At 26.0% G+C, this 19,988-nt stretch carries 21 protein-coding genes; 16 read left to right on the top strand and 5 right to left on the bottom strand.

The window, feature by feature from the left end:
- Window positions 1-5 precede the first annotated feature (5 nt).
- From CP965_RS06700 to nhaA, 4 genes are all read left to right on the top strand, one after another.
- A complete protein-coding gene (locus CP965_RS06700) occupies window positions 6-1,136 on the top strand; it encodes a succinyldiaminopimelate transaminase (protein ID WP_129061308.1) in 1,131 nt (376 codons plus the stop codon).
- Window positions 1,129-1,710, top strand: a complete 582-nt coding sequence (locus CP965_RS06695; RefSeq protein ID WP_129061307.1) for a hypothetical protein — start codon at window positions 1,129-1,131, stop codon at window positions 1,708-1,710. Before CP965_RS06700 ends, CP965_RS06695 begins: the two co-directional genes overlap by 8 nt.
- The gene (gene murC / locus CP965_RS06690) at window positions 1,710-3,017 is read left to right on the top strand and encodes a UDP-N-acetylmuramate--L-alanine ligase (RefSeq protein ID WP_129061306.1); all 1,308 of its coding nucleotides are present in this window, start codon (window positions 1,710-1,712) and stop codon (window positions 3,015-3,017) included. The genes CP965_RS06695 and murC overlap by 1 nt, the downstream gene beginning before the upstream one ends.
- An 89-nt stretch (window positions 3,018-3,106) precedes the next feature.
- Complete coding sequence (nhaA, locus tag CP965_RS06685) at window positions 3,107-4,291, top strand: Na+/H+ antiporter NhaA (RefSeq protein WP_129061305.1); 1,185 nt, start codon at window positions 3,107-3,109, stop codon at window positions 4,289-4,291.
- Window positions 4,292-4,295: 4 nt separating this feature from the next.
- Here nhaA and CP965_RS06680 read toward each other — a convergent pair whose 3' ends face one another.
- Window positions 4,296-5,066, bottom strand: a complete 771-nt coding sequence (locus tag CP965_RS06680) for a DNA-processing protein DprA (RefSeq protein WP_129061304.1) — start codon at window positions 5,064-5,066, stop codon at window positions 4,296-4,298.
- 124 nt (window positions 5,067-5,190) lie between these two features.
- Between CP965_RS06680 and CP965_RS06675 the strand changes: the two genes are divergently transcribed.
- The 4 genes from CP965_RS06675 to CP965_RS06660 all read left to right on the top strand — a co-directional run bounded on the left by CP965_RS06675 (window position 5,191) and on the right by CP965_RS06660 (window position 8,935).
- Complete coding sequence (locus CP965_RS06675; protein ID WP_206732264.1) at window positions 5,191-7,032, top strand: 7TM diverse intracellular signaling domain-containing protein; 1,842 nt, start codon at window positions 5,191-5,193, stop codon at window positions 7,030-7,032.
- Complete coding sequence (locus CP965_RS06670; RefSeq protein ID WP_129061303.1) at window positions 7,022-7,708, top strand: response regulator; 687 nt, start codon at window positions 7,022-7,024, stop codon at window positions 7,706-7,708. Before CP965_RS06675 ends, CP965_RS06670 begins: the two co-directional genes overlap by 11 nt.
- 78 nt (window positions 7,709-7,786) lie before the next feature.
- A complete protein-coding gene (locus tag CP965_RS06665) occupies window positions 7,787-8,551 on the top strand; it encodes an N-acyl amino acid synthase FeeM domain-containing protein (RefSeq protein WP_129061302.1) in 765 nt (254 codons plus the stop codon).
- A 15-nt stretch (window positions 8,552-8,566) separates the two neighbouring features.
- A complete protein-coding gene (locus tag CP965_RS06660) occupies window positions 8,567-8,935 on the top strand; it encodes a response regulator (RefSeq protein ID WP_164971001.1) in 369 nt (122 codons plus the stop codon).
- On the opposite strand, the gene CP965_RS06655 is transcribed toward CP965_RS06660, so the two are convergent.
- Genes CP965_RS06655 through CP965_RS06640 form a run of 4 tightly spaced genes read right to left on the bottom strand, consistent with a single transcriptional unit; the run spans window position 8,918 to window position 13,904 of the window.
- Complete coding sequence (locus tag CP965_RS06655; RefSeq protein ID WP_129061300.1) at window positions 8,918-10,006, bottom strand: divergent polysaccharide deacetylase family protein; 1,089 nt, start codon at window positions 10,004-10,006, stop codon at window positions 8,918-8,920. The two genes, CP965_RS06660 and CP965_RS06655, sit on opposite strands and share 18 nt — an antisense overlap.
- A 47-nt stretch (window positions 10,007-10,053) precedes the next feature.
- Entirely contained in the window at window positions 10,054-11,076 is a 1,023-nt protein-coding gene (gene ilvC / locus CP965_RS06650; protein ID WP_129061299.1) for a ketol-acid reductoisomerase, read from the bottom strand.
- Window positions 11,077-11,120: 44 nt separating this feature from the next.
- Complete coding sequence (locus CP965_RS06645; RefSeq protein WP_129061298.1) at window positions 11,121-13,142, bottom strand: sensor histidine kinase; 2,022 nt, start codon at window positions 13,140-13,142, stop codon at window positions 11,121-11,123.
- Window positions 13,143-13,151: 9 nt separating this feature from the next.
- Window positions 13,152-13,904: a substrate-binding domain-containing protein gene (locus CP965_RS06640; protein ID WP_129061297.1), complete on the bottom strand. Its 753-nt coding sequence runs from the start codon at window positions 13,902-13,904 to the stop codon at window positions 13,152-13,154.
- 66 nt (window positions 13,905-13,970) lie between these two features.
- Here CP965_RS06640 and CP965_RS06635 point away from each other — a divergent pair, with 66 nt between their 5' ends.
- The 8 genes from CP965_RS06635 (at window position 13,971) to CP965_RS06600 (ending at window position 19,983) form a co-directional block, all read left to right on the top strand.
- Window positions 13,971-15,824: an RNB domain-containing ribonuclease gene (locus CP965_RS06635; protein ID WP_129061296.1), complete on the top strand. Its 1,854-nt coding sequence runs from the start codon at window positions 13,971-13,973 to the stop codon at window positions 15,822-15,824.
- Between the two features lie 18 nt (window positions 15,825-15,842).
- Entirely contained in the window at window positions 15,843-16,151 is a 309-nt protein-coding gene (locus CP965_RS06630; RefSeq protein WP_129061295.1) for a hypothetical protein, read from the top strand.
- 12 nt (window positions 16,152-16,163) lie between these two features.
- Complete coding sequence (locus CP965_RS06625; protein ID WP_129061294.1) at window positions 16,164-16,538, top strand: hypothetical protein; 375 nt, start codon at window positions 16,164-16,166, stop codon at window positions 16,536-16,538.
- 38 nt (window positions 16,539-16,576) lie between these two features.
- The gene (gene holA, locus CP965_RS06620; RefSeq protein ID WP_129061293.1) at window positions 16,577-17,557 is read left to right on the top strand and encodes a DNA polymerase III subunit delta; all 981 of its coding nucleotides are present in this window, start codon (window positions 16,577-16,579) and stop codon (window positions 17,555-17,557) included.
- 74 nt (window positions 17,558-17,631) lie between these two features.
- On the top strand, window positions 17,632-17,985 hold the full coding sequence (rpsF, locus tag CP965_RS06615) for a 30S ribosomal protein S6 (RefSeq protein WP_129061292.1): 354 nt from the start codon (window positions 17,632-17,634) through the stop codon (window positions 17,983-17,985).
- Window positions 17,986-18,010: 25 nt separating this feature from the next.
- Window positions 18,011-18,544 (top strand): single-stranded DNA-binding protein, encoded by a 534-nt coding sequence (locus tag CP965_RS06610; protein WP_129061291.1) that lies wholly within the window; start codon window positions 18,011-18,013, stop codon window positions 18,542-18,544.
- 15 nt (window positions 18,545-18,559) lie between these two features.
- A complete protein-coding gene (gene rpsR / locus CP965_RS06605) occupies window positions 18,560-18,817 on the top strand; it encodes a 30S ribosomal protein S18 (protein WP_129061290.1) in 258 nt (85 codons plus the stop codon).
- Between the two features lie 158 nt (window positions 18,818-18,975).
- Complete coding sequence (locus tag CP965_RS06600) at window positions 18,976-19,983, top strand: Fe(3+) ABC transporter substrate-binding protein (protein WP_129061289.1); 1,008 nt, start codon at window positions 18,976-18,978, stop codon at window positions 19,981-19,983.
- Window positions 19,984-19,988 lie beyond the last annotated feature (5 nt).

Genomic DNA, 19,988 nt, shown 5'->3' with positions numbered 1-19,988 from the left:
AAAAAATGAATTTCGAAAAATACCCTTTTGAAAAATTAAATGAGTTGTTAAAAGATATAAAACCAAATGAAAACTATGAGTTAGCAGCTTTAACAATTGGTGAACCAAAATTTGAAACACCACAATTTATTCAAGATGAATTAAAAAACACTACAAATGATTTACAAAAGTATCCTGCAAGTGCAGGTTTACCTGAGTTAAAAGAAGCAATGCTTTCTTTTGTAAAAAATAGATTTGATGTGGAACTTCAAATGGATGAAATTATTCCAACTTTTGGAACAAGGGAAGTTCTTTTTAACTTTCCTCAATTTGCTTTATTTGATAAAGAAAAACCAGTAATGGCTTTTACAAATCCATTTTACCAAATTTATGAAGGTGCGGCAATAGCAAGTCGTGCTGAAGTAATTCATATTGATTTAACTGAAGAAAATAGTTTTAAAGCACAACTTAGTGATGAAGAGTTACAAAGATGTGACTTAGTTATTTTAAATTATCCAAATAATCCTACTTCTGCAAATATGACAAAAGAAGAGTTAGCTTCTTGGGTTAAAAAAGCTTTAGAGTTTGATTTTATTTTAGTAAATGACGAGTGTTATTCTGAAATATACTTTGAAGAAAATGATAAACCAGTTTCTTTATTAGAAGCTAGTATTTTTGCAGGAAATAATGAGTTTAAGAATATTCTTGTAATGAATTCAATCTCAAAAAGAAGTTCAGCCCCTGGATTAAGAAGTGGTTTTATAGCAGGAGATAAAGAAATTCTAAAAGAATATATGAAATATAGAACTTATGTGGGATGTGCAAGTCCTGTTCCTTTGCAAAAAGCAGCGGCAGTAGCTTGGAAAGATTTATCTCATGTTGAAGAGTTTAGAAAAATCTATAAAAAGAATTTTCTTTTAGCAAAAGAGATTTTAGGTGTAAAAACTCCTCAAGCAACTTTTTATATTTGGTTAAAAGTTGAAAATGAATTAGAATTTACAAAAAAACTATTTGAGCAAAAACATATTAAAGTATTACCAGGAAGTTTCTTAGGAAGAAATGGTATTGGAAAAGGATATGTAAGAATTGCCTTAGTTGAAAATGAAGAAAAAACAAAAGAAGTACTGACGAGATTAAAGGATTTTTTAGATGGATAAAGAAGAATTAAACCAAGCAAGAACAAATCCTGAATTCTTAGACTATTTAGAAAAAACAAGAATCAATGCAATTGCAACAGAAGATATTGCTGCTCTTTATGAGGTTTTAGATTCTTTATTGATTTTAGACTTAGATGAAGAAAAAATTAATTCTGTGTATCAAAATATTTTAAAAATATCATTTGATAGAGTAGATGCTATTGTAAATAATGATAAAAAGTTAAGTTTAGATAATGAACAAATGTTTTATATAAGAGCTTTATATGAACATGGCATTGAAAAATGGAGTTATGAAGATTTTAGTGGTTCAAAAGATTTACTATTTGTATTAGCAAATATTGTAGAAGATGAGTTACTATCAAATGCAATACAAGTTCATATAATAGCTTTATCAAAAAGAATTACACTTGATGATTTCTATGAAAAACAAGTTGATTTAAATTCTTGTAATAGTATAGAAAAATATGGTTATTTTATTACAAACTTTAACTTTAATCTAGGACAGCATTTATTAGATAATAAAGTTTTACTCAAAGAAGAGTATGAAAAATTAAAACATTTATTGGACGCTTAATGAAAGTACATTTTATAGGTATAGGTGGAATAGGGCTTTCAGCCTTAGCAAGATTTTTAAAAAATGATGGGTATGAGGTTTGTGGCTCGGATATAAAAAGTACTCCCATAACAAAAGCTTTAGTGGAAGAGGGTATTAAAGTTTCATGTCCACAAGATGCAAAAAATATTAGTGATGATTTAGATATTGTAATTTATTCAGCTGCTGTTACAGATGAAAACCCTGAACTTATTGAAGCTAGATTAAAACAAATTAGAACACTTTCACGAAAAGAGGCATTACCTATAGTTTTAGGAGATAAAAAGAATTATTGTGTAGCCGGAGCTCATGGGAAGTCTACAACTACGGCAATTTTAGCTTCAATCTTACAAAGCTCAGCTTTAATAGGAGCTATTTCTAAAGACTTTTCTTCTAATTTTAGATATGTAAATGATTTAGTTGCTTTTGAAGCAGATGAATCTGATGCTTCTTTTTTATTATCAAACCCATACTGTGCAGTTGTTACAAATGCAGAACCAGAACATATGGAGTATTATCAATATGATTATGAAAAGTTTTTTGAAGCCTATAAAAAGTTTATAAATCTAGCTTCAAAAAAAGTTTTAAATGCAGAAGATAAATATATAAAAGATTTAGATATCAAAGAAGCACAATATCTTTATCCTAGTAAAGATATTAAAAATTTATCATACTTACTTAAAGATGGAGAGCCCCATACAAAATTTGATTTAAAAGAGTTTGGTTCTTTTGAAGTTTGGGGATTTGGTTATCATATTGCATTAGATGCTTCTTTATCAATTTTAGCAGCTTTAAATGAGCTGGATATTGAACAAATAAGAGAAAATATAAAAGACTATAAAGGAATCAAAAAAAGATTTGATATTGTTCAAAAACAGCAAAATTTTGTAGTTATTGATGATTATGCACATCACCCAACTGAAATAGAAGCAACAATGAAATCAGTAGAAGTATATGATAATTTAACAAATATAGATAAAAGAGTTGTTATTTGGCAACCACATAAATATAGTAGGACACATGATAATTTAGATGGTTTTAAAAAGTGTTTTAGAAGATGTGATGAATTAATTATTTTACCAATTTGGACTATTCCAGGTGAACAAAAAATAGAAATAGATTTTGAAAAAGAGTTTGCTTTATATAATCCTATTTTTGCAGATAGTATAAAAACTAGTGAGGGTAAAATAGAGTTGATAAAAGATAAAAAAATAATAAAAGAGTTCACAGAAGGAATTATTTTAGGAGTAGGTGCAGGTGATATAACCTATCAGCTAAGGCATAATTAGTACTTATACAAAATTATAATTTTAATCTTCTATAAAGTTTTTAATAATAAAATATTCATTATGCAATCTTTGTATATAAAGGTAAAGTTATGAAAATACTTGTTAAAAAGTTTATGAAAAGTGAATCCACATCAGGATTAATTTTAATATTTGTTACAATTTTTGCTTTAATTTTAAGAAACTCTGATTTTTCAGGTTTTTATACTACATTTTTACATACTCCAATTACTTTTAAAGTGGGAGATATATTAGATATTGATAAGCCTTTGATTTTATGGATAAATGATGGCTTAATGGCAATTTTCTTTTTATTGATTGGCCTAGAAATAAAAAGAGAACTCTTAGCAGGGCATTTGTCCTCTGCTTCAAAAATAGCTCTCCCTGCAATTGCTGCCCTTGGAGGAATGGTTGTTCCTGCAACAATTTTTATTATGTTTAATTATGGAGATGATTTTGCTTTAAGGGGTTGGGCAATTCCAACAGCTACTGATATTGCTTTTGCTTTAGGTATTCTTTCTTTACTTGGAAAGCGAGTTCCTGTATCTTTGAAAATATTTTTAATGGCTCTTGCTATATTTGATGATTTAGGAGCAATATTAATAATAGCAATTTTTTACACTTCTGACTTATCTTTTCATGCAATATCTCTTGCTGCAATATGTATTTTATTTTTAGTGATTTTTAATAGGTTTCATGTGACAAAATTAGGCTTTTATGCAATTGTTGGTTTTCTTCTTTGGATATTTGTTTTAAAATCTGGAGTTCATGCAACATTGGCTGGAATTATTGTTGCATTTACAATTCCTTTAAATGCAATAAATGAGAAGAGAAAAAGAGTTTCTCCTGCAAAATCTTTAGAACATCATATTCATTATTGGGTAGCCTTTTATATTTTGCCTTTATTTGCTTTTGTAAATGCAGGAATAGATTTAAGTGACATGTCTTTTAGTAAAATTTCCACAGGAGTTTCTATGGGAGTTATTTTAGGACTTTTTATAGGAAAACAAGTTGGAGTATTTCTTTTTACTTATTTAGCTGTTAAATACAAACTTGCAAGTCTACCTAAGTGTACAACATGGATGCAGATTTATGGAGTTGCTGTACTAACAGGAATAGGTTTTACTATGAGTTTATTTATTAATTCCTTAGCTTATAATGAAACAGATGTTTTTTTCTATACAGATAAGTTAGGTATTTTAATTGGTTCTTTTCTTTCTGGTGTTATTGGATATTTGATTTTAAGATTTGCTAAGACAAAAAAGCTTTGTAGGTAAGAAATTATGAAAGTGGTTTTATATGACCATTTTCTATTATAATTTTACCCTCAAGCTCAAGTTCTAAAATTTTATTTGAATATTTTTTTACGGCTTCTTCATAGCTAGGAAAACTTTTTAAATATAACTCTAGTTCATTTGTAGTTTCTTTTTTATCTCCAAAAGTATTTAGAAATTCTTCAAGATTATAAATTGGAGTTATTAAACCTTTTTTTAAATAGTTTAAAATACCTTTACTTTCATCTAATCTTTGAGGAATAGTATAAACTTTTTTTCCCATCTCTAAAGCATAGTTTATTGAACTAAGTGTTCCACTTTTTTCATCTGCATGGGTTACTATTAAAATTTCTCCTAATGCAACAACTATTTCATTTCTTAAAACAAAAGTGTAGTTTCTGGCTTTTTCTCCTTGTTTGTAGGCACTTAGCATTAAACCTCTTTTTTCGATTTCTTTAATAAGTTTTTCATTTATTGCAGGGTATCTAATATCTAAGCCATTTGCAACTACTGCTATAGTATTTTCAGTTTTTGCACTTTTATGAGCAATAGAGTCTACACCAATAGCTGCTCCACTAATAACAGTAATGTCTCTTTGACTTAAGCCTTGAGAAAGTAAATGAGTAAACCTTTGAGAGTATTGACTTGGACGACGACTTCCTACTATAGAAACTTTTTGTTTTTTTAATAACTGTGTATTTCCTATATAAAATAGTTCTTTTGGGTATTTTTTCATTAAATTTAGTTCTTTAATTTCAAAATCAATTTTTCTAATCATAAATAGACCTATAAAATAATATAATGAATTATATTAAGAAATAACTTTATTAGTAATAAAAAAAGTTATAAGTTGTAACTAAAACACTAAATAATATAATAATAAAAACTTATAAGGCTAAAGTTTGAGCATACTAAAAATATTTCTTATTCTATGTGTTAATATAATTTTTTTAAATGCAAATATTTTAGTAAATAATAATACCACAAAGATAGATTTACTTTCTAAGTCTGAAATCTTTTTAGATAAAACAAAGACTTTATCTTTTGAAGAGGTTAAAAATAAAAAATTTGAATCTAATACTAAAAGTATTTTATCTTATGGGTATAACCCAAATTTTGATTTGTGGTTGAAATTTTCTTTATCAAATAAAACAAATAAGAAAAAAATATTTATAATTGAATATGATAATTGTTTAACAACAAGTGTACAATTTTTTGACCCTGATAATAATTATAAGATGAAACAAGAAGGCCTATTTTTTATTAGAGATAATAGAAAAACTGTAAATCCATATTTTTTAATAGAATTAAAACCAAATGAAACAAAAACATATTTTATGAATGTTAATAGTGAGATAACAACTTTAATAGTTGGTTTAAAATTGTGGGATATTCATAAGTTTTATGAAAAAGAAGTTTCTCACCAGTTTATGTTAGCACTATTTTTTGGTGCAATGTTTGTATTATTGATTTATAACTTATTTATATTCTTTTTTACGAAAGATATTAGTTATTTTTATTATGTTTTATATATTTTTGCTATTGTTTTTCATCAGTTGGTTTTTGTTGGAATTGGAAATATTTATTTTTATGAAAAAGAGTTTCTTTTTGATATTTTTAATTATGCCCCTTTAGTAGTAGTTTTACCTATTTTTACTTTAGCCTTATTTACAAAATCCTTTTTGAAATTAGAGCAATATCCTATACACAATAAGATTTTAAATATTTTAATATTACTTGTTCCTATAAATGTGCTAATATTGTTAAATATTGAAGAATTAGCAAAATATCGTAACCATATTACAATTATAATATTGACTTATTTGATGTATGTAACAATATATGCATTATTTAAAAAGAATAAACAAGCTAAATATATATTTATAGGTTGGGTAATTTTCTTTTTCTCTGGTTCTTTAATGATTATGGCAAGTATAGGGTATTTTAATATTTATAAATATATTCCTTATTTCGCAGAGGTTTCAATAGTAACAGAAGCAATAATATTGTCAATAGCTCTTTCTAATAGAATTAAAATCCTACAAGAAGAAAATGATAGTATTAATAAAACTTTGATTCTTCAAAAAGAGAATGAAAAAGAGCGTTTAGAAAAACAAGTTTTTGAAAAAACAAAAAATCTTAATTATGCATTAGAGGAAAGAGAGTTATTATTAAAAGAATTAAACCATAGAGTTAAGAATAATATGCAAACAATTGTTTCTTTAATAAGATTACAAAATGATGAAATAAAGAATGAAAAGTTAAATGATATTTTAATTACTATTCAAAATAGAATTAGTGCTATGAGTTATTTACATGAACTTCTATATACTCAAAATGATATGACCTTTGTAAATACAAGTCACTATTTTAAACTTATTTGTGAAGAGATTCAATGTAGTTACAATAAAGAGATTATAATAGATTTAGATATAAAAGCACAACTAAGAATAGAACAGGCAATGTATTGTGGTTTAATTTTAAATGAATTAATTACAAATACATTTAAATATGCATATCCAAAGCAAAAGAAAGGAAAAGTTTTTATTAGTTTAGAAAAAAATAATGGAGTTTATAAGTTAATAGTTGCTGATGAAGGAGTTGGTTTTGAGTCTAAGTCAAACTCTTTAGGTTTGATTATTGTTGAGAATTTAGCAAAAAGACAGCTAAAAGGCGAAATTGAAACTTATTCAAGTAATGGTGTTAAAAATATTATAGAATGGAAAGCAGGAAATGAAAACTAAAATTTTAATTGTTGAAGATGAAATATTAGTTGCTTTAGATATAAAGAATTCTTTAATAAAGTTTGGATTTGATGTAATTGGAATAACTGTAAACTATGATGAGACTTTATCTTTCATTCGAAAGTTTACCCCAGATATTATTTTAATGGATATACATTTAGAAAATAGTAAAGATGGTATTTGTATTGTGGAAGATATGCAAAAAATAAAAAATATACCAGTAATTTACTTAACTGCATACTATGATGAAAAAACTGTTAATAGAGCTATACAAACTAATCCTATTAGTTATTTACTTAAACCTTTTAATAGGGAAGAGTTAAAGTCAACTATTATGTTAGCAATGTTTAAAATTAATAGGTTTAATAAGTTTACAGTTGATAAAAATTGTACTCCTTTAGGATTTGATTATTTTTATGATGTTTGTAATGAAATTTTATTTTATAAAAATATGCCTATAAAGTTAAGTCTTAATGAAAGAAAACTATTAACTATATTAGTTGAAGCAAAAGGCTCTGTTGTCTCTTTTCGTGAAATTGAATATCTAATTTGGACTGATGAACCTGTTTCAGATGGAGCAATAAGAACTTTAGTTCATCGTTTAAGAATTAAATTAGAATATAAAATAATTGAAACAATCCCTACTGTAGGATATAAACTCTCTCCTCTTCTTTAAATAAAAATAAATAAACATTTTACGTAACGTTAGCTGTGACGTATCTTTTTTAGAATCTGTTCTAAAAAAGGACATAGAATGTTTAATATCAATAAAAACACTTCCCTATACCAATTAGAAGAACTTGTTAAAAAAGATTTACAAGATAGAGTAGAATATTTACCAGAAAGTTTTTATGAAGAACAAAAAAAAGTTCTAGAAATTTTTAAAAAAAGAATAGAATTAGAAAAAATTATAGAAGAAACTATTACTTTTAATAAAAAAATTAACTGGGAAAATAATACCAAAAATCTATATTTGGTAAAAACTGCTGAAGAGTTAATTGATGTTTTTAAATTAAGAAGTGATATATATGCTAAATATGGCTATAGCAAAGAGTTCCCTGATACTATAGATGGTCTGAGCTTTGATAATTATGATACTCATTCAGCAATAATATATTATAAAAGTGATAATTCTAAAGCTACTGGTTCAATAAGACTTATTATTGGAACAGAAGAGAATAAATTACCTACAGAAGATAAAATTGATTTACAATATCTAAAAAATATTTATTCAAGTATGGGAGAAATCTCTAAATTAGTTGTAGATAGTAAAAGAAAAGGTTTAAATCTAGAGTTTAAATACCTTCTAAGAGGGGTATATGAAGTTTTCTTTCATAATAATATAGAGTTTATTCTTTCTGCTATAAAAACAAGTGATTTTAAACTTTATAAGAAACTTGGTAATTTTGAACTTATAAAAGAAATACCTTCATATGGAAAAATCAAGGAACCATTTTCTGTTATTTCTTATGATCCTATATCAGTTTCTGATTTCTCAAAAAAGAGTATTTTATCATAATAAAGGTAGATTAAAGTGGTAGAAAAAAAGAAAATTATAATTATAGAAGATGAAATAATTCTTGCTTTGGAATTAAAAAAGTACTTAGAGAGAATAGGTTATATTGTTTCTTCTATTGAAACAAATTATAAAGATATAAAAAATAGTTTCAAAAAATATTTGCCTGATTTAATGTTACTTAATATTAATCTTGAAAATAATAAAGAAAATAAGAATTTTCTAGAAGAGATTAATAAGATAAAAAAAGTACCTTTTATCCTAACCTCTTCCTTTACAGATATTAAAACTTTAAAAAAAGCAGTTCCTTACAATCCTAGTGCTTTTTTAGTAAAACCAGTTAATAAAGAGGAGTTAAGAATAAATATTTTATTGGCTTTTAAGTAGACTTACTTGATTTACATAAATAAGTTCAAGGTCTTTTAGTAAGTGTTTTGACTCTTTAAGTACTTCTATTGTTATATTATGAGGATGTCCTATGGCAATAGCATATCCTCTTTTTTTTGCAATTCGGATTGCTTGTTTTAGTTGTTTCTGGATATAGCCAAAATTTTGTTCATTGTCTAAAAATACATTTCTTGCAAGATAAGGAATATGGTATTTTCTTGCCATTTCTTTTCCAACGCTCTTACTTGTTGTTCTACTATCTAAAAAAACAAAATTATACTTCTTTATCGCTTTAAAGAATTTATCCATTGCTTCTTTATTTTCAGTAAATTTACTTCCAGTATGATTATTAGTAAATCTTGCATTTGGATACCAGTCTCTAATTTGAGCTACTCTTTTTTCTATTTTTTCATAAGAGTCTTTTATATGTAAGGTTCCTTGTTCTTCTCCATGAAAATATTTTGCTTCCATTGGAAAATGAATCATATAAAAAGGTAGATTTTTTGTCATCTGCGTAGTACTACCATTTCTAGAAGTAGGAGGTAGAATTGATAAGTTTGTTTTATAGCCTATTTTATTGATTTTATTTATTTGATATTGAGTTGTTACATCATCAATTATAATAGCAAGTTTAGGTTTTTGTGTTTCAAAAGGAAGAACTTTATGAAATTTTGTTTTCTGTTTTTTTTCTTTATCTTTTTTTGCTTGTTTTATTATTAATTCTTCTTTAGTAGGTTTTGTTATAATTTTTTCTTCTTTTTCTTGAATATATTCTTTATATAAATCTTGTGTATATTCTTCAAATTCATCTTTTTTTACTTTGACTTCTTTTACATAAGAGTCTATTTTTTCTTTACTTGTTTTTTCTATATTTGTTATTTGTTTTTCAATTTTATTTTTTGCATCTTCTTTTGAAGAGTGTTTTAAATCAACCATATATAGTAATACAGCAATTGCTAATATTAAGATAACAATTATTACTAATAATATATTAATTATTTTAAAATTAATATTTTGATTTTTTAAAGGTTTTCTTTTTGTTGTTCGTTTTCGAGTTTTTCTTTTAGCCATAAAACAGAAGAAAAGTAAGAGAAAATTATCTCTTACTTTTAGTTAGATTAGTTTTTATCTTGATCTACAATTTTATTAGATGCAATCCAAGGCATCATTTCTCTTAGTTTTGAACCAGTTTGCTCAATTCTAGAAGCTCTTGAATTTTTTCTTTCAGCATTCATTCTTGGGTATCCAGCTTGACCTTCTAAAATAAAGTCTTTAGCAAATACACCATTTTGAATCTCTTTTAAGATTTGTTTCATTGCTGCTTTAGATTCATCATTGATAACTCTAGGACCAGAAACATAATCTCCATATTCAGCAGTATTAGAAATTGAATATCTCATATCTGCAATACCACCTTCATACATTAAATCAACAATTAGTTTTAATTCGTGTAAACACTCAAAGTATGCCATTTCTGGTGCATAACCAGCATCAACTAATGTTTCAAAACCAGCTTCAACTAATGCAGTAGCTCCACCACATAATACAGCTTGCTCACCGAAAAGGTCAGTTTCTGTTTCATCTTTGAAAGTAGTTTCAATAATACCAGTTCTACCACCACCAATTGCAGAAGCATATGCTAAAGCAACATCTTTAGTATCACCACTAGCATCTTGATGAATAGCAATAAGGTCAGGAATTCCTCCACCTTTAGTAAACTCAGATCTTACTGTGTGACCTGGAGCTTTTGGAGCAACCATCATTACATTTGTATTTGATTCAGGAATAATTCTTCCATAGTGAATATTAAAACCATGTCCAAATGCTAAATAAGCACCATCTTTTAAATTAGGTTTAATTTCATTTGCATAAATATCAGCTTGATTTTCATCTGGTAATAAAACCATTACAACATCTGCATTAGCAGTTGCTTCTGCTACTGTTTTAACTTCAAAACCTTTAGCTTCAGCTTTAGCCCAAGATGAACCACCTTTTCTTAAACCAACAACAACTTCAACACCAGAATCTCTTAAGTTTTCCGCGTGCGCGTGACCTTGTGAACCAAATCCAATCATTGCAACTTTCTTAGATTTGATTAAATCAATATTACAATCTTTATCGTAGTAAACATTTAATGCCATTACTATTCCTCTTTAAAAATTTTCAGGATTATACCTAATGTAAACTAAAGTTTGGGTAATTCTATTTTAAAACAAGCTCCAAAAAAGTGTTTTTCTTCTACAAAAAAGTCACTATTTGTTACGGTTAATGAACCATTCATATGTTTTTCGATTATATCTTTACTCATATAAAGACCTATTCCTGTACCTTGTGATTTGTGCTTTGTGGTGAAGTATGGATCAAAGATTTTATCTTTTATTCCTGAAGGAACGCCTCCTGCATTATCATAAATTTTTATAACATTTGTATTGTTGTGTTCATAAATTTTTATTAATACATATTTTTCTTTTAAATCTTTTTCTCTTAAAATATCTTTTGCATTATTTAAAATATTTAAAAATACTTGGGATAATTCACTTTCGAAACCTTTTGTTGTAAACTCTTTTTTGGGTATATCAAAAAGTACTTTTATTTGAGAGTTTTTATAAACAGCACTTGTTATTGATAAAGAATTATTCATAACATCTAAAATATTGAATATTACAAGTTCTTTATCTTTTCTAAAAAAGTTTCTAAAGTCTTCAATTGTTTGATTTAAAAATTTTACATATTTTACTATAGATTCCAAGGTCTTATTAATATCCTCTTTTGTAGCAATATTTAATTGCATTTGTAGTTGCATTGAAGTTGTTGTTGAAAGAATTGCAGATAACGGTTGTCTCCATTGATGGGCAATATTTCCTATCATTTCCCCTAGTGCAGCATACCTTCCTTGTTGAATTATTGCCTTATCTTTTTCTCTATTTTTTTCTACTTCTTCTTTGATTTTAATCTCTAAATTTTCATTTAAATCTTGTAACTCTTTTGTTTTTTCATTTACAATATCTTCTAAATTATCATTTAATTTTTTTAATTGTTTTTGAGTTTGAATCTCTTTTGTAATATTATTTAAAACAATAATAACAATAAAACTATTTTTATCAAGGATTTCTTTTGTAGCTTCAATTGTAAAGTAGTTTAAAACTCGACCTTTATACATAGCTACTTTATGAAGTTTATTTGGATTTTCAAGAATATATTCAAACCACATATCTCCCTCATAATCTTTATCTATAATATATTCTTCATCTTCTAAATCTATAAAAAAATCACAAATACAGATATGGTCTCTTTTAAAATCTTCAAAAGAATCATAACCATCAAAGAAGTCCATTAGGGCTTGATTCGCATCAATCATATAATCACCATTACTAACAACAACAATACTTTGTTGTGCATCTAATATTCCCCTTGTTGATTGTTCTTGTCTTTCTAATTTTTTTGCGTTTCTATTGATTTGAATAGCTATTAATATTACTAAAAAAATCACAACTAATACAATTGTTAAAATCAAAATAAATTCTAATCTTGTATATTGTTTTTTTTGTTTTATTATCTCTTCTTCTAGTTGTGCGAGTTTTATGTTACCTTCATATAAAAGTCTATTTGTGTTTTCTGTTATTCTGTTGAAAAATGAAGGAGTACTTTTATAAAATCTTTTAATTTCTTTATTTAATTGCATAAAATTTTTTGAATCTAAAGTGTCTCTATATAGAGATTGTTTTTTTAATAATTCATTTAGGTTTTCTAACATTTTTTGTAGTTGGATTAACTTAGGTGCTAAGTCAATCACTTCTAAAGAGATATCATCGGAAGCTTTTATATAATTAATAGTTTTTATTGTGTCACTGTGACCAACAATATTTAGTTTTATTGTTTTTTTTAAGGTACCACCCTTTTCCAAAATATTCAAACTATGTTTTAATTCTTTTATATTTTCATTAATTTTATTGTTAAGAAGTTTTCTTCCTTTTTCATTAGTCACAGTTGTAGCTAACTCATAAAAGTCAGAACGAATTTTATATAAATCATTTACGATAAATTGACCAATTTGCATTTTAGCTTTTAGGTTTTCTGTTCTTTTATCTAAATTATCAATTAGTTTTAGAAAGAAAAAGTGTAAACTAATAAGTAAAATAATTCCTATTATAAATATAAAAAGAAGTAATACAAGGTTTTTTAAAGTTTTTGATGCTTTTGTAGTCAATGTAAAATCCTATAAAAAACCGTATTTTTTCATTATCTCTTGACCTTTTTTTGATTCTGCAAGGTCTAGAAAGGCTGCTGCAATTTCTTTATTTTTAGAAAAAGATAATAATGATAATTCAAGTTTCTTTTTCTTTGCATATTTTTCATCAATTTCAATTATATTTAGATAAGAATTATTTTCTTTCCAAAAAAAAGTAGCTCTCCAATTTATAGTTAAGTCTGCTCTTTTTTCAACTAAAGCTTTATTAAGGTTTCTTGAATCAGTCTCAATTTCAACACTATTATCATAAGCTTTGTAATAAAACTCTTCATTTTTAAAGGAGCTTAATATTTTTTTTGTTTCTCTTCCTATACTTCCTGATTTTGAATCACATAATATTGTTGAATACTTATTATTTATGAAATCTTCTAAGCCTTTTATTTCTTTTGAAATATCTTTTCTTACAAAAATAGCAGCTTTGTTATAACCGATTTCAACAGATTTTATTATATATCCATCTTTTAGATTATTTTTTATGTAAGAGTCACTTCCTGGAAGGTATAAATCACCTTTTTTTGAATATTTTAAAGCATTATATAAATCTTTTGAACTACCTTGTGAAATTTTAATTTTGCAGTTATATTTATCTTCGATAATTTTTGCCATTTCTTTTATTGGTTTTATCATTGTTATTCCACAATAGAATATAAGGGTAGGTTTGATACTATTTGCAAAAAGAGAACTTACTAAGAAGATTAAGGTAATAATTATTTTGTTCATTGGACAAAGTCCTTAAGATTTTTTTTAATCTTAAAAATATATCAAAAATATAATAAAGGTTTAATTTTGCTAAAGAAAATTTTTACAAAAATTGCAAAAGGAAATAATAATTTTTCAAAAGACGAAGAAAAGGCTTTAGAAGAGTTTGTAACAGAAAATATAATTATTAGAATTGATGGTAAATATGAAATTAATTCAAAATATAAAATTGCAGTTGTAAAAATAAATAAATCAAGTGCTATTTTAAAAGATTTGTCAAATGAATATAAAGATGTGAAAATTGATTTTGAACACTTAGCTGGAGCTTATGATAATGATTTGGTTTTAGTAAAAAGAGTATTTAATCCTAGAAGTAAAACAAAAGCAAAAGTGATAAGAGTTTTAGAAGGGAAAAGAAAAGAGATTTTAATTTATAAAAGAGATAATAAGTTTTATACCTTAAAAGAGAATATTGAACTTCAAATAAAAAAAGAGATAAGTGCAAATGAAAATGATGTTTTACTTTTAGATGATAAAAGTTTTGAAGTAATAAAAAAACTTGGGAATATAACTGATGCTAAAATTGATGAGCAAATATCTTTATATTTATATAATGAAGAGTTTAGGCTTCAAAAACCACTAAATGTCGAAGCTAAAATGAATGATGAAAATGAAAGAGTCGATTTAACTCATTTATCTTTTACAACAATTGACCCAGCAAGTGCAAAAGATCATGATGATGCTATATATTATGATGAAAAAGAGGAAATTCTTTATGTGGCTATTGCAGATGTTTCTTATTTTGTAAAAGAAGGAAGTGAACTTGATAAACTAGCTTTTTTAAAAAGTACATCAGCCTATCTTCCTGGAAAAGTTTTACCAATGCTTCCAAATGAACTTAGTGAAGATATGTGTTCTTTAAAAGAAGGCGTAGAAAGATACTCTTATGTATTTAAAATCTATTTAGATATTGAAAATAAAGCAGTTTTAAAATCAGAAGTTTTTGAAGCGATTATAAAATCAAGAAGGAAATTCTCATATGGAAGAATTGATAGAGTCTTAGAAAAACAATTTGATACATATACCCAAGAAGAAAAAGAAATTTTTGATACTTTAATTTCTTTATATGAAGTTACAAAATCTTTTAGAAAAGAAAGACTTAAAAAAGGTTACGACTTTAGAAGTGTAGAATATAGATTAAAATTAAATAGGCAGAATGAACTTGAAGGTATCGATATTGAAACATCTTCAGCTTCTCACCAATTAGTTGAAGAGTGTATGCTTTTAGCAAATATTGAAGCAAGCAAAAAAATTAATACTGTAGGTATCTTTAGGATACATGAAGAACCACCTTTTAAGGCTATTTCAAAGTTAGTTGATGATGTGAATGCTTTAGGAATAAAAGCAAAACTACAAAATGATGTTCACGATACAATAATTCATATTCAACAAAAAGCAAAACACTCTGTTATAAAAGATGAAATAGATGAGTTAATTATTCATGCTCAAACTCAAGCTAAATACTCATCAAAAAATTTAGGGCATTTTGGTTTGGGTTTTTCTTCTTATTCTCACTTTACAAGTCCTATTAGAAGATATTCTGATTTAGTTTTACATCGTATGCTTAAAACTAAAAAAACTCCTAAGAATATAGATGAAATTTGTGAGCATATTTCTACTCAAGAAAGAAAAATTGATCAAATGGTTTGGGATTTTGAAGATAGAAAATATGCAAGGTGGGCAGAAAAAAATATTGGTGCTGAAATAAAAGTTAAAGTTACTGATGATGAAAAAGGTATTTGTGTAGCTTATGGAACGGTACCTGGAATGAAAATATATTTAGATAATTACAAAGGGCAAGTATTATTTTCTAAACAAAAAGTTATAATAAAGTCAAGTGATATAATTACAAAAAGAGTTGTAGGATCATTAAAGTATTAAGTTTTAGGAGAATAAAAAATGATTTCTAAATTTAAAGAAAAAACAAGTGGTGCAATAAATATCGCAAAAGAACAATATAGTAAGTCTTTTGATTTTGCAAGAATTCAAAATGAAAAATTAAAAGATAAGATTGATTTAAAAATACAAAAAAAAGCTCTATTAAACTTAAAAGCTGAATTAGCACTTCGACAAAAATCAATTGAAGATTATACAGATGAAGAGTTGGAAATATTAATTTCGAATGAAAAGAAAAAAGTTATTGATAGTTTAAAAAATAAAACTCTAGTTGCTGCTTTAGCTTTTTTAGGTTTAGACTTTTTAATATAAAAGTAGAAAAAGATGTTTAAACAAATAAAATCTATAGTATTTTGGTCTTTACTTTATAAATTTAGAAAAAGAGTTACTCTTGTATCCCTTTTACTTTTTTCTGCTTTATTTTCACAGTTTATTTATAGTGATATTGTTGAATATTTAAAATTGAAAGAACAAATAGATTATTTAGATTATATTTTACCTTTAAAATGGATATTTATTTTATTTTGTATCACAAGTTCAGTATTTTTGCTTCTAAGCTTATTTAAAAAAGAAGAAGTAAAGGAAGTGAAAAATAAAAATAAAAAAATAAAAAAAGATGATAAAGAGTTTTCTAAAAGAGAAGAAAAGTTTTTAAATAAAAAAGTTAGAAATCAAGCTGAAATTCTTCTTGATAAATAAAAAGTACAAAAAAAGCATTTTTTGGTTAAAATTGCACAATGTACAAAAATGAATTTGACAATAAACTAAATCAAAATATAATTTTTAATGCTTATATGTTTTATGGGCAATCAAATTTTTTAATTGATTATTATACTAATCTTGTTTCTAATAAACTAGGTTCCAAAGATGAAATAGAAAAACTATATTTTGATGATTATAATTTTAAATATGCAAAAAATAAACTATTACAATCTTCTTTATTTGCCTCAAATAATATATTAATAATAAAACTTGAAAAAAAACTTCCTAAAAAAGAAGTAACTGAACTAATTGAAGCTTGTACTACAAATCCTGATTCAAAAGTAATATTTTCTTGTGTAGGTGATAGTGATTTTAAAGCAATGGCAGGATATTTTACTGCAAAATTAAATGCTGCAAGTGTTAGATTCTTTTCTCCTTTCCCTAGTGAAGCGGTAAAACTAATAGAAAATCAAGCAAGAGCTTTAAATTTAAATTATGAGATGTCAGCTTTGAATCATTTATATTTTATGCATAGACAAGATTTAAGTTTATGTGTAAATGATTTAAGTAAATTAGCAATCTTAAATGAAAAAATTACTACAGATAAAATTAATATTCATTGTTTTGGAATAGGTGTAGTAAATTTTGAAGACTTCTTACACAATTTATTATCAGCACAAGATATTAGTTCTGATTTAGAATTACTTTTAGAAGAAGGAATGAATGAAATCTATTTATTAACACAAGTTACTTCTTTTGTTCAGCAATTATTTATGATTAGCTCTTATGCTAGAATTTATGGAAGCCCTAATCCTAAAGAAATTTTAGGTTTTATTCCTCCTAAAAATGTATGGGAAAAGAAAACTAGACTCGCAATAAATATAAAACCTGAACTTTTTTTAGAGATTTTAAATTATCTTTTAGAAATTGAATTAGAGTTAAAAACTTCAAAAATTGATAATACAAATCTATATTTACAAGCTTGTCTTAGAAAAATTTCAGTTTTAATTAGATAAAATCAGCAACTTTACAAAAAAATCCTTGCTGATATTTGTAAAGATACCGGCATAAACTATAAGGAGATTACCAAATGTCAAAATTAAAACATTATGAAACAATGTTTATTGTTAAGCCTACTCTTACAGAAGAAGAAACAGTAGCACAAATTGATGCTTTAAAAGCAATCATAGAAAAAAATGGTGGAGAAATCGTTGCTTGTGACGATATGGGTTCTAGACAACTAGCATATGAGATTGAAAAAAATAAAAGAGGTTACTATTATGTAGTATACTTCAAAATTGAACCAGCAGCAATCAAAGAGATTGAAAGAAACTATAGAATTAATGAAAATATTATTAGATTCATTTTCATTAAATATGAAAATAAAAAAGAAATCACTGCATGGACTAAAATGAGTGATGAGGCAGCAAAAAAAGCTAACTAATTGTAAAAAATAATAGGAACATCTTATGTATAATAAAGTAGTAATGGTTGGAAATTTAACTAGAGATATAGAATTAAGATATATGCCAAATGGAGCAGCTCTTGCAAAAGGTGCAATTGCTACAAGTCATAGGTATAAAACTCAAACTGGAGAGCAAAAAGATGAGGTTTGTTTTTTAGATTTTAATATCTTTGGTAGATCTGCTGAAGTTGCTAATCAATACTTAAGAAAAGGTTCTAAGGTTTTACTTGAGGGAAGGTTAGTCTTTGAACAGTGGACTGCTCAAGATGGTACAAATAGAAGCAAACATGCTTTAAGAGTTGATTCTATGAAAATGTTAGATTCTAAATCAGATTCTCAAAATTCTGGATCTTATGATAATAATCAAGGTGGATATAATCAAAATAATAATTATAGCCAACCACAACAAAGTAACTATAATCAACAAGCACCTCAAAACAATTATAATGGTGGTATGAATAATCAGGCTCCAAAACAAACTGCGCCTGAACAAAATATACCTGAAATTGACATCGATGATGATGAAATACCATTCTAGGAATAAGGATAGAAAATGGCTGAAAAAAGAAAATACGGAAAAAAATATTGTAAATATACTGAAATGAAAATTGATTTCATTGATTATAAAAATACAGACTTATTAAAAATTTCAATGAGTGAAAGAGGAAAAATTATGCCAAGAAGACTTACTGGTAACTCTAAGAACTCTCAAGAAATGGTTGAGAAAGCAATTAAAAGAGCTAGACATATGGCTTTAGTTCCTTATATTGTAAATACTCAAGATGTAACTGACGCAGCATACGCAAAATAAGTTTTAAGTATCTTATTTTTAAAAGGGGAAGAAGTATAATACTTCTTCCCCTTTTTTTATGTCTTTATAATAATTAATAAGCTTAAAATTGTAAGGCTAAACTAAGAGACTTTTTTATACTATTTGAATAATTATTATCAATAACAAAAAGGATATATATGTTAAAAAAATTGTTTTTAGCTAGTTTAGTTTTAATGAGTACACTATATGCAAATAATGAGGTAAATGTATATTCTCATAGACATTATGATACAGATAAACAACTTTTTAAAATGTTTGAAGATAAAACGGGAATTAAAGTAAATGTTGTAAAAGCTGATGCAAACGCTTTAATAAAAAGGTTAGAAAGTGAAGGTAAAAATTCACCTGCTGATGTATTAATAACAGTTGATGCTGGAAGACTATATCAAGCAAAAGAAAAAGATTTATTGCAATCAATTGATTCAAAATATTTAATTGAAAATATTCCTACAAAATTAAGAGATGAAGAAAATAAATGGTTTGCTCTTACAAAAAGAGTTAGGGCTTTTATAGTACCAAAAGATAGTAAATTAGAAGAAAAACTAATTACTTACGAACAGTTAGCTAATCCAGAATTTAAAGGAATGGTTATGGTAAGATCATCAAGTCATGTTTATAATCAATCTTTACTTGCAGCAGTAATTGCTCATCATGGAGAAGAATATGCTCTTAAATGGGCAAAGGGTGTTGTTGCAAATATGGCAAGAAGACCAAAAGGTAATGATAGGTATCAAGTAAAAGCTGTAGCAAATGGACTGGGAAAAATTGCAATTGCAAATACATATTATGTTGGTAAAATGGTAGGTAATAAAGATTTATCAGAGTCAGAAGCTGTTGAGAAAGTGAAAATCATTTTCCCTAAATTTGAGAATGGTGGCACACATATTAATGTGAGTGGTGCTGGAGTTGCAAAATATGCTCCAAACAAAGAAAATGCGATTAAATTTATAGAGTTTTTAGCTAGTCCTGAAGCACAAGATTTATTTGCAAACAGTAATTTTGAATATCCAGTTACAAAAGGTGTTAAGAAAAATGATGTTGTTTCTTCTTGGGGAACATTTAGTGATGACTCAATTTCAATTAATACTTTAGGAAAAAATAATGCAAAAGCTGTAAAAATCTTTGACAAAGCTGGTTGGAGATAGAGGTC

The organism is Halarcobacter mediterraneus (assembly GCF_004116625.1).
Lineage (GTDB): Bacteria > Campylobacterota > Campylobacteria > Campylobacterales > Arcobacteraceae > Halarcobacter > Halarcobacter mediterraneus.
This window is presented reverse-complemented; position numbering and strand designations above follow the sequence as displayed.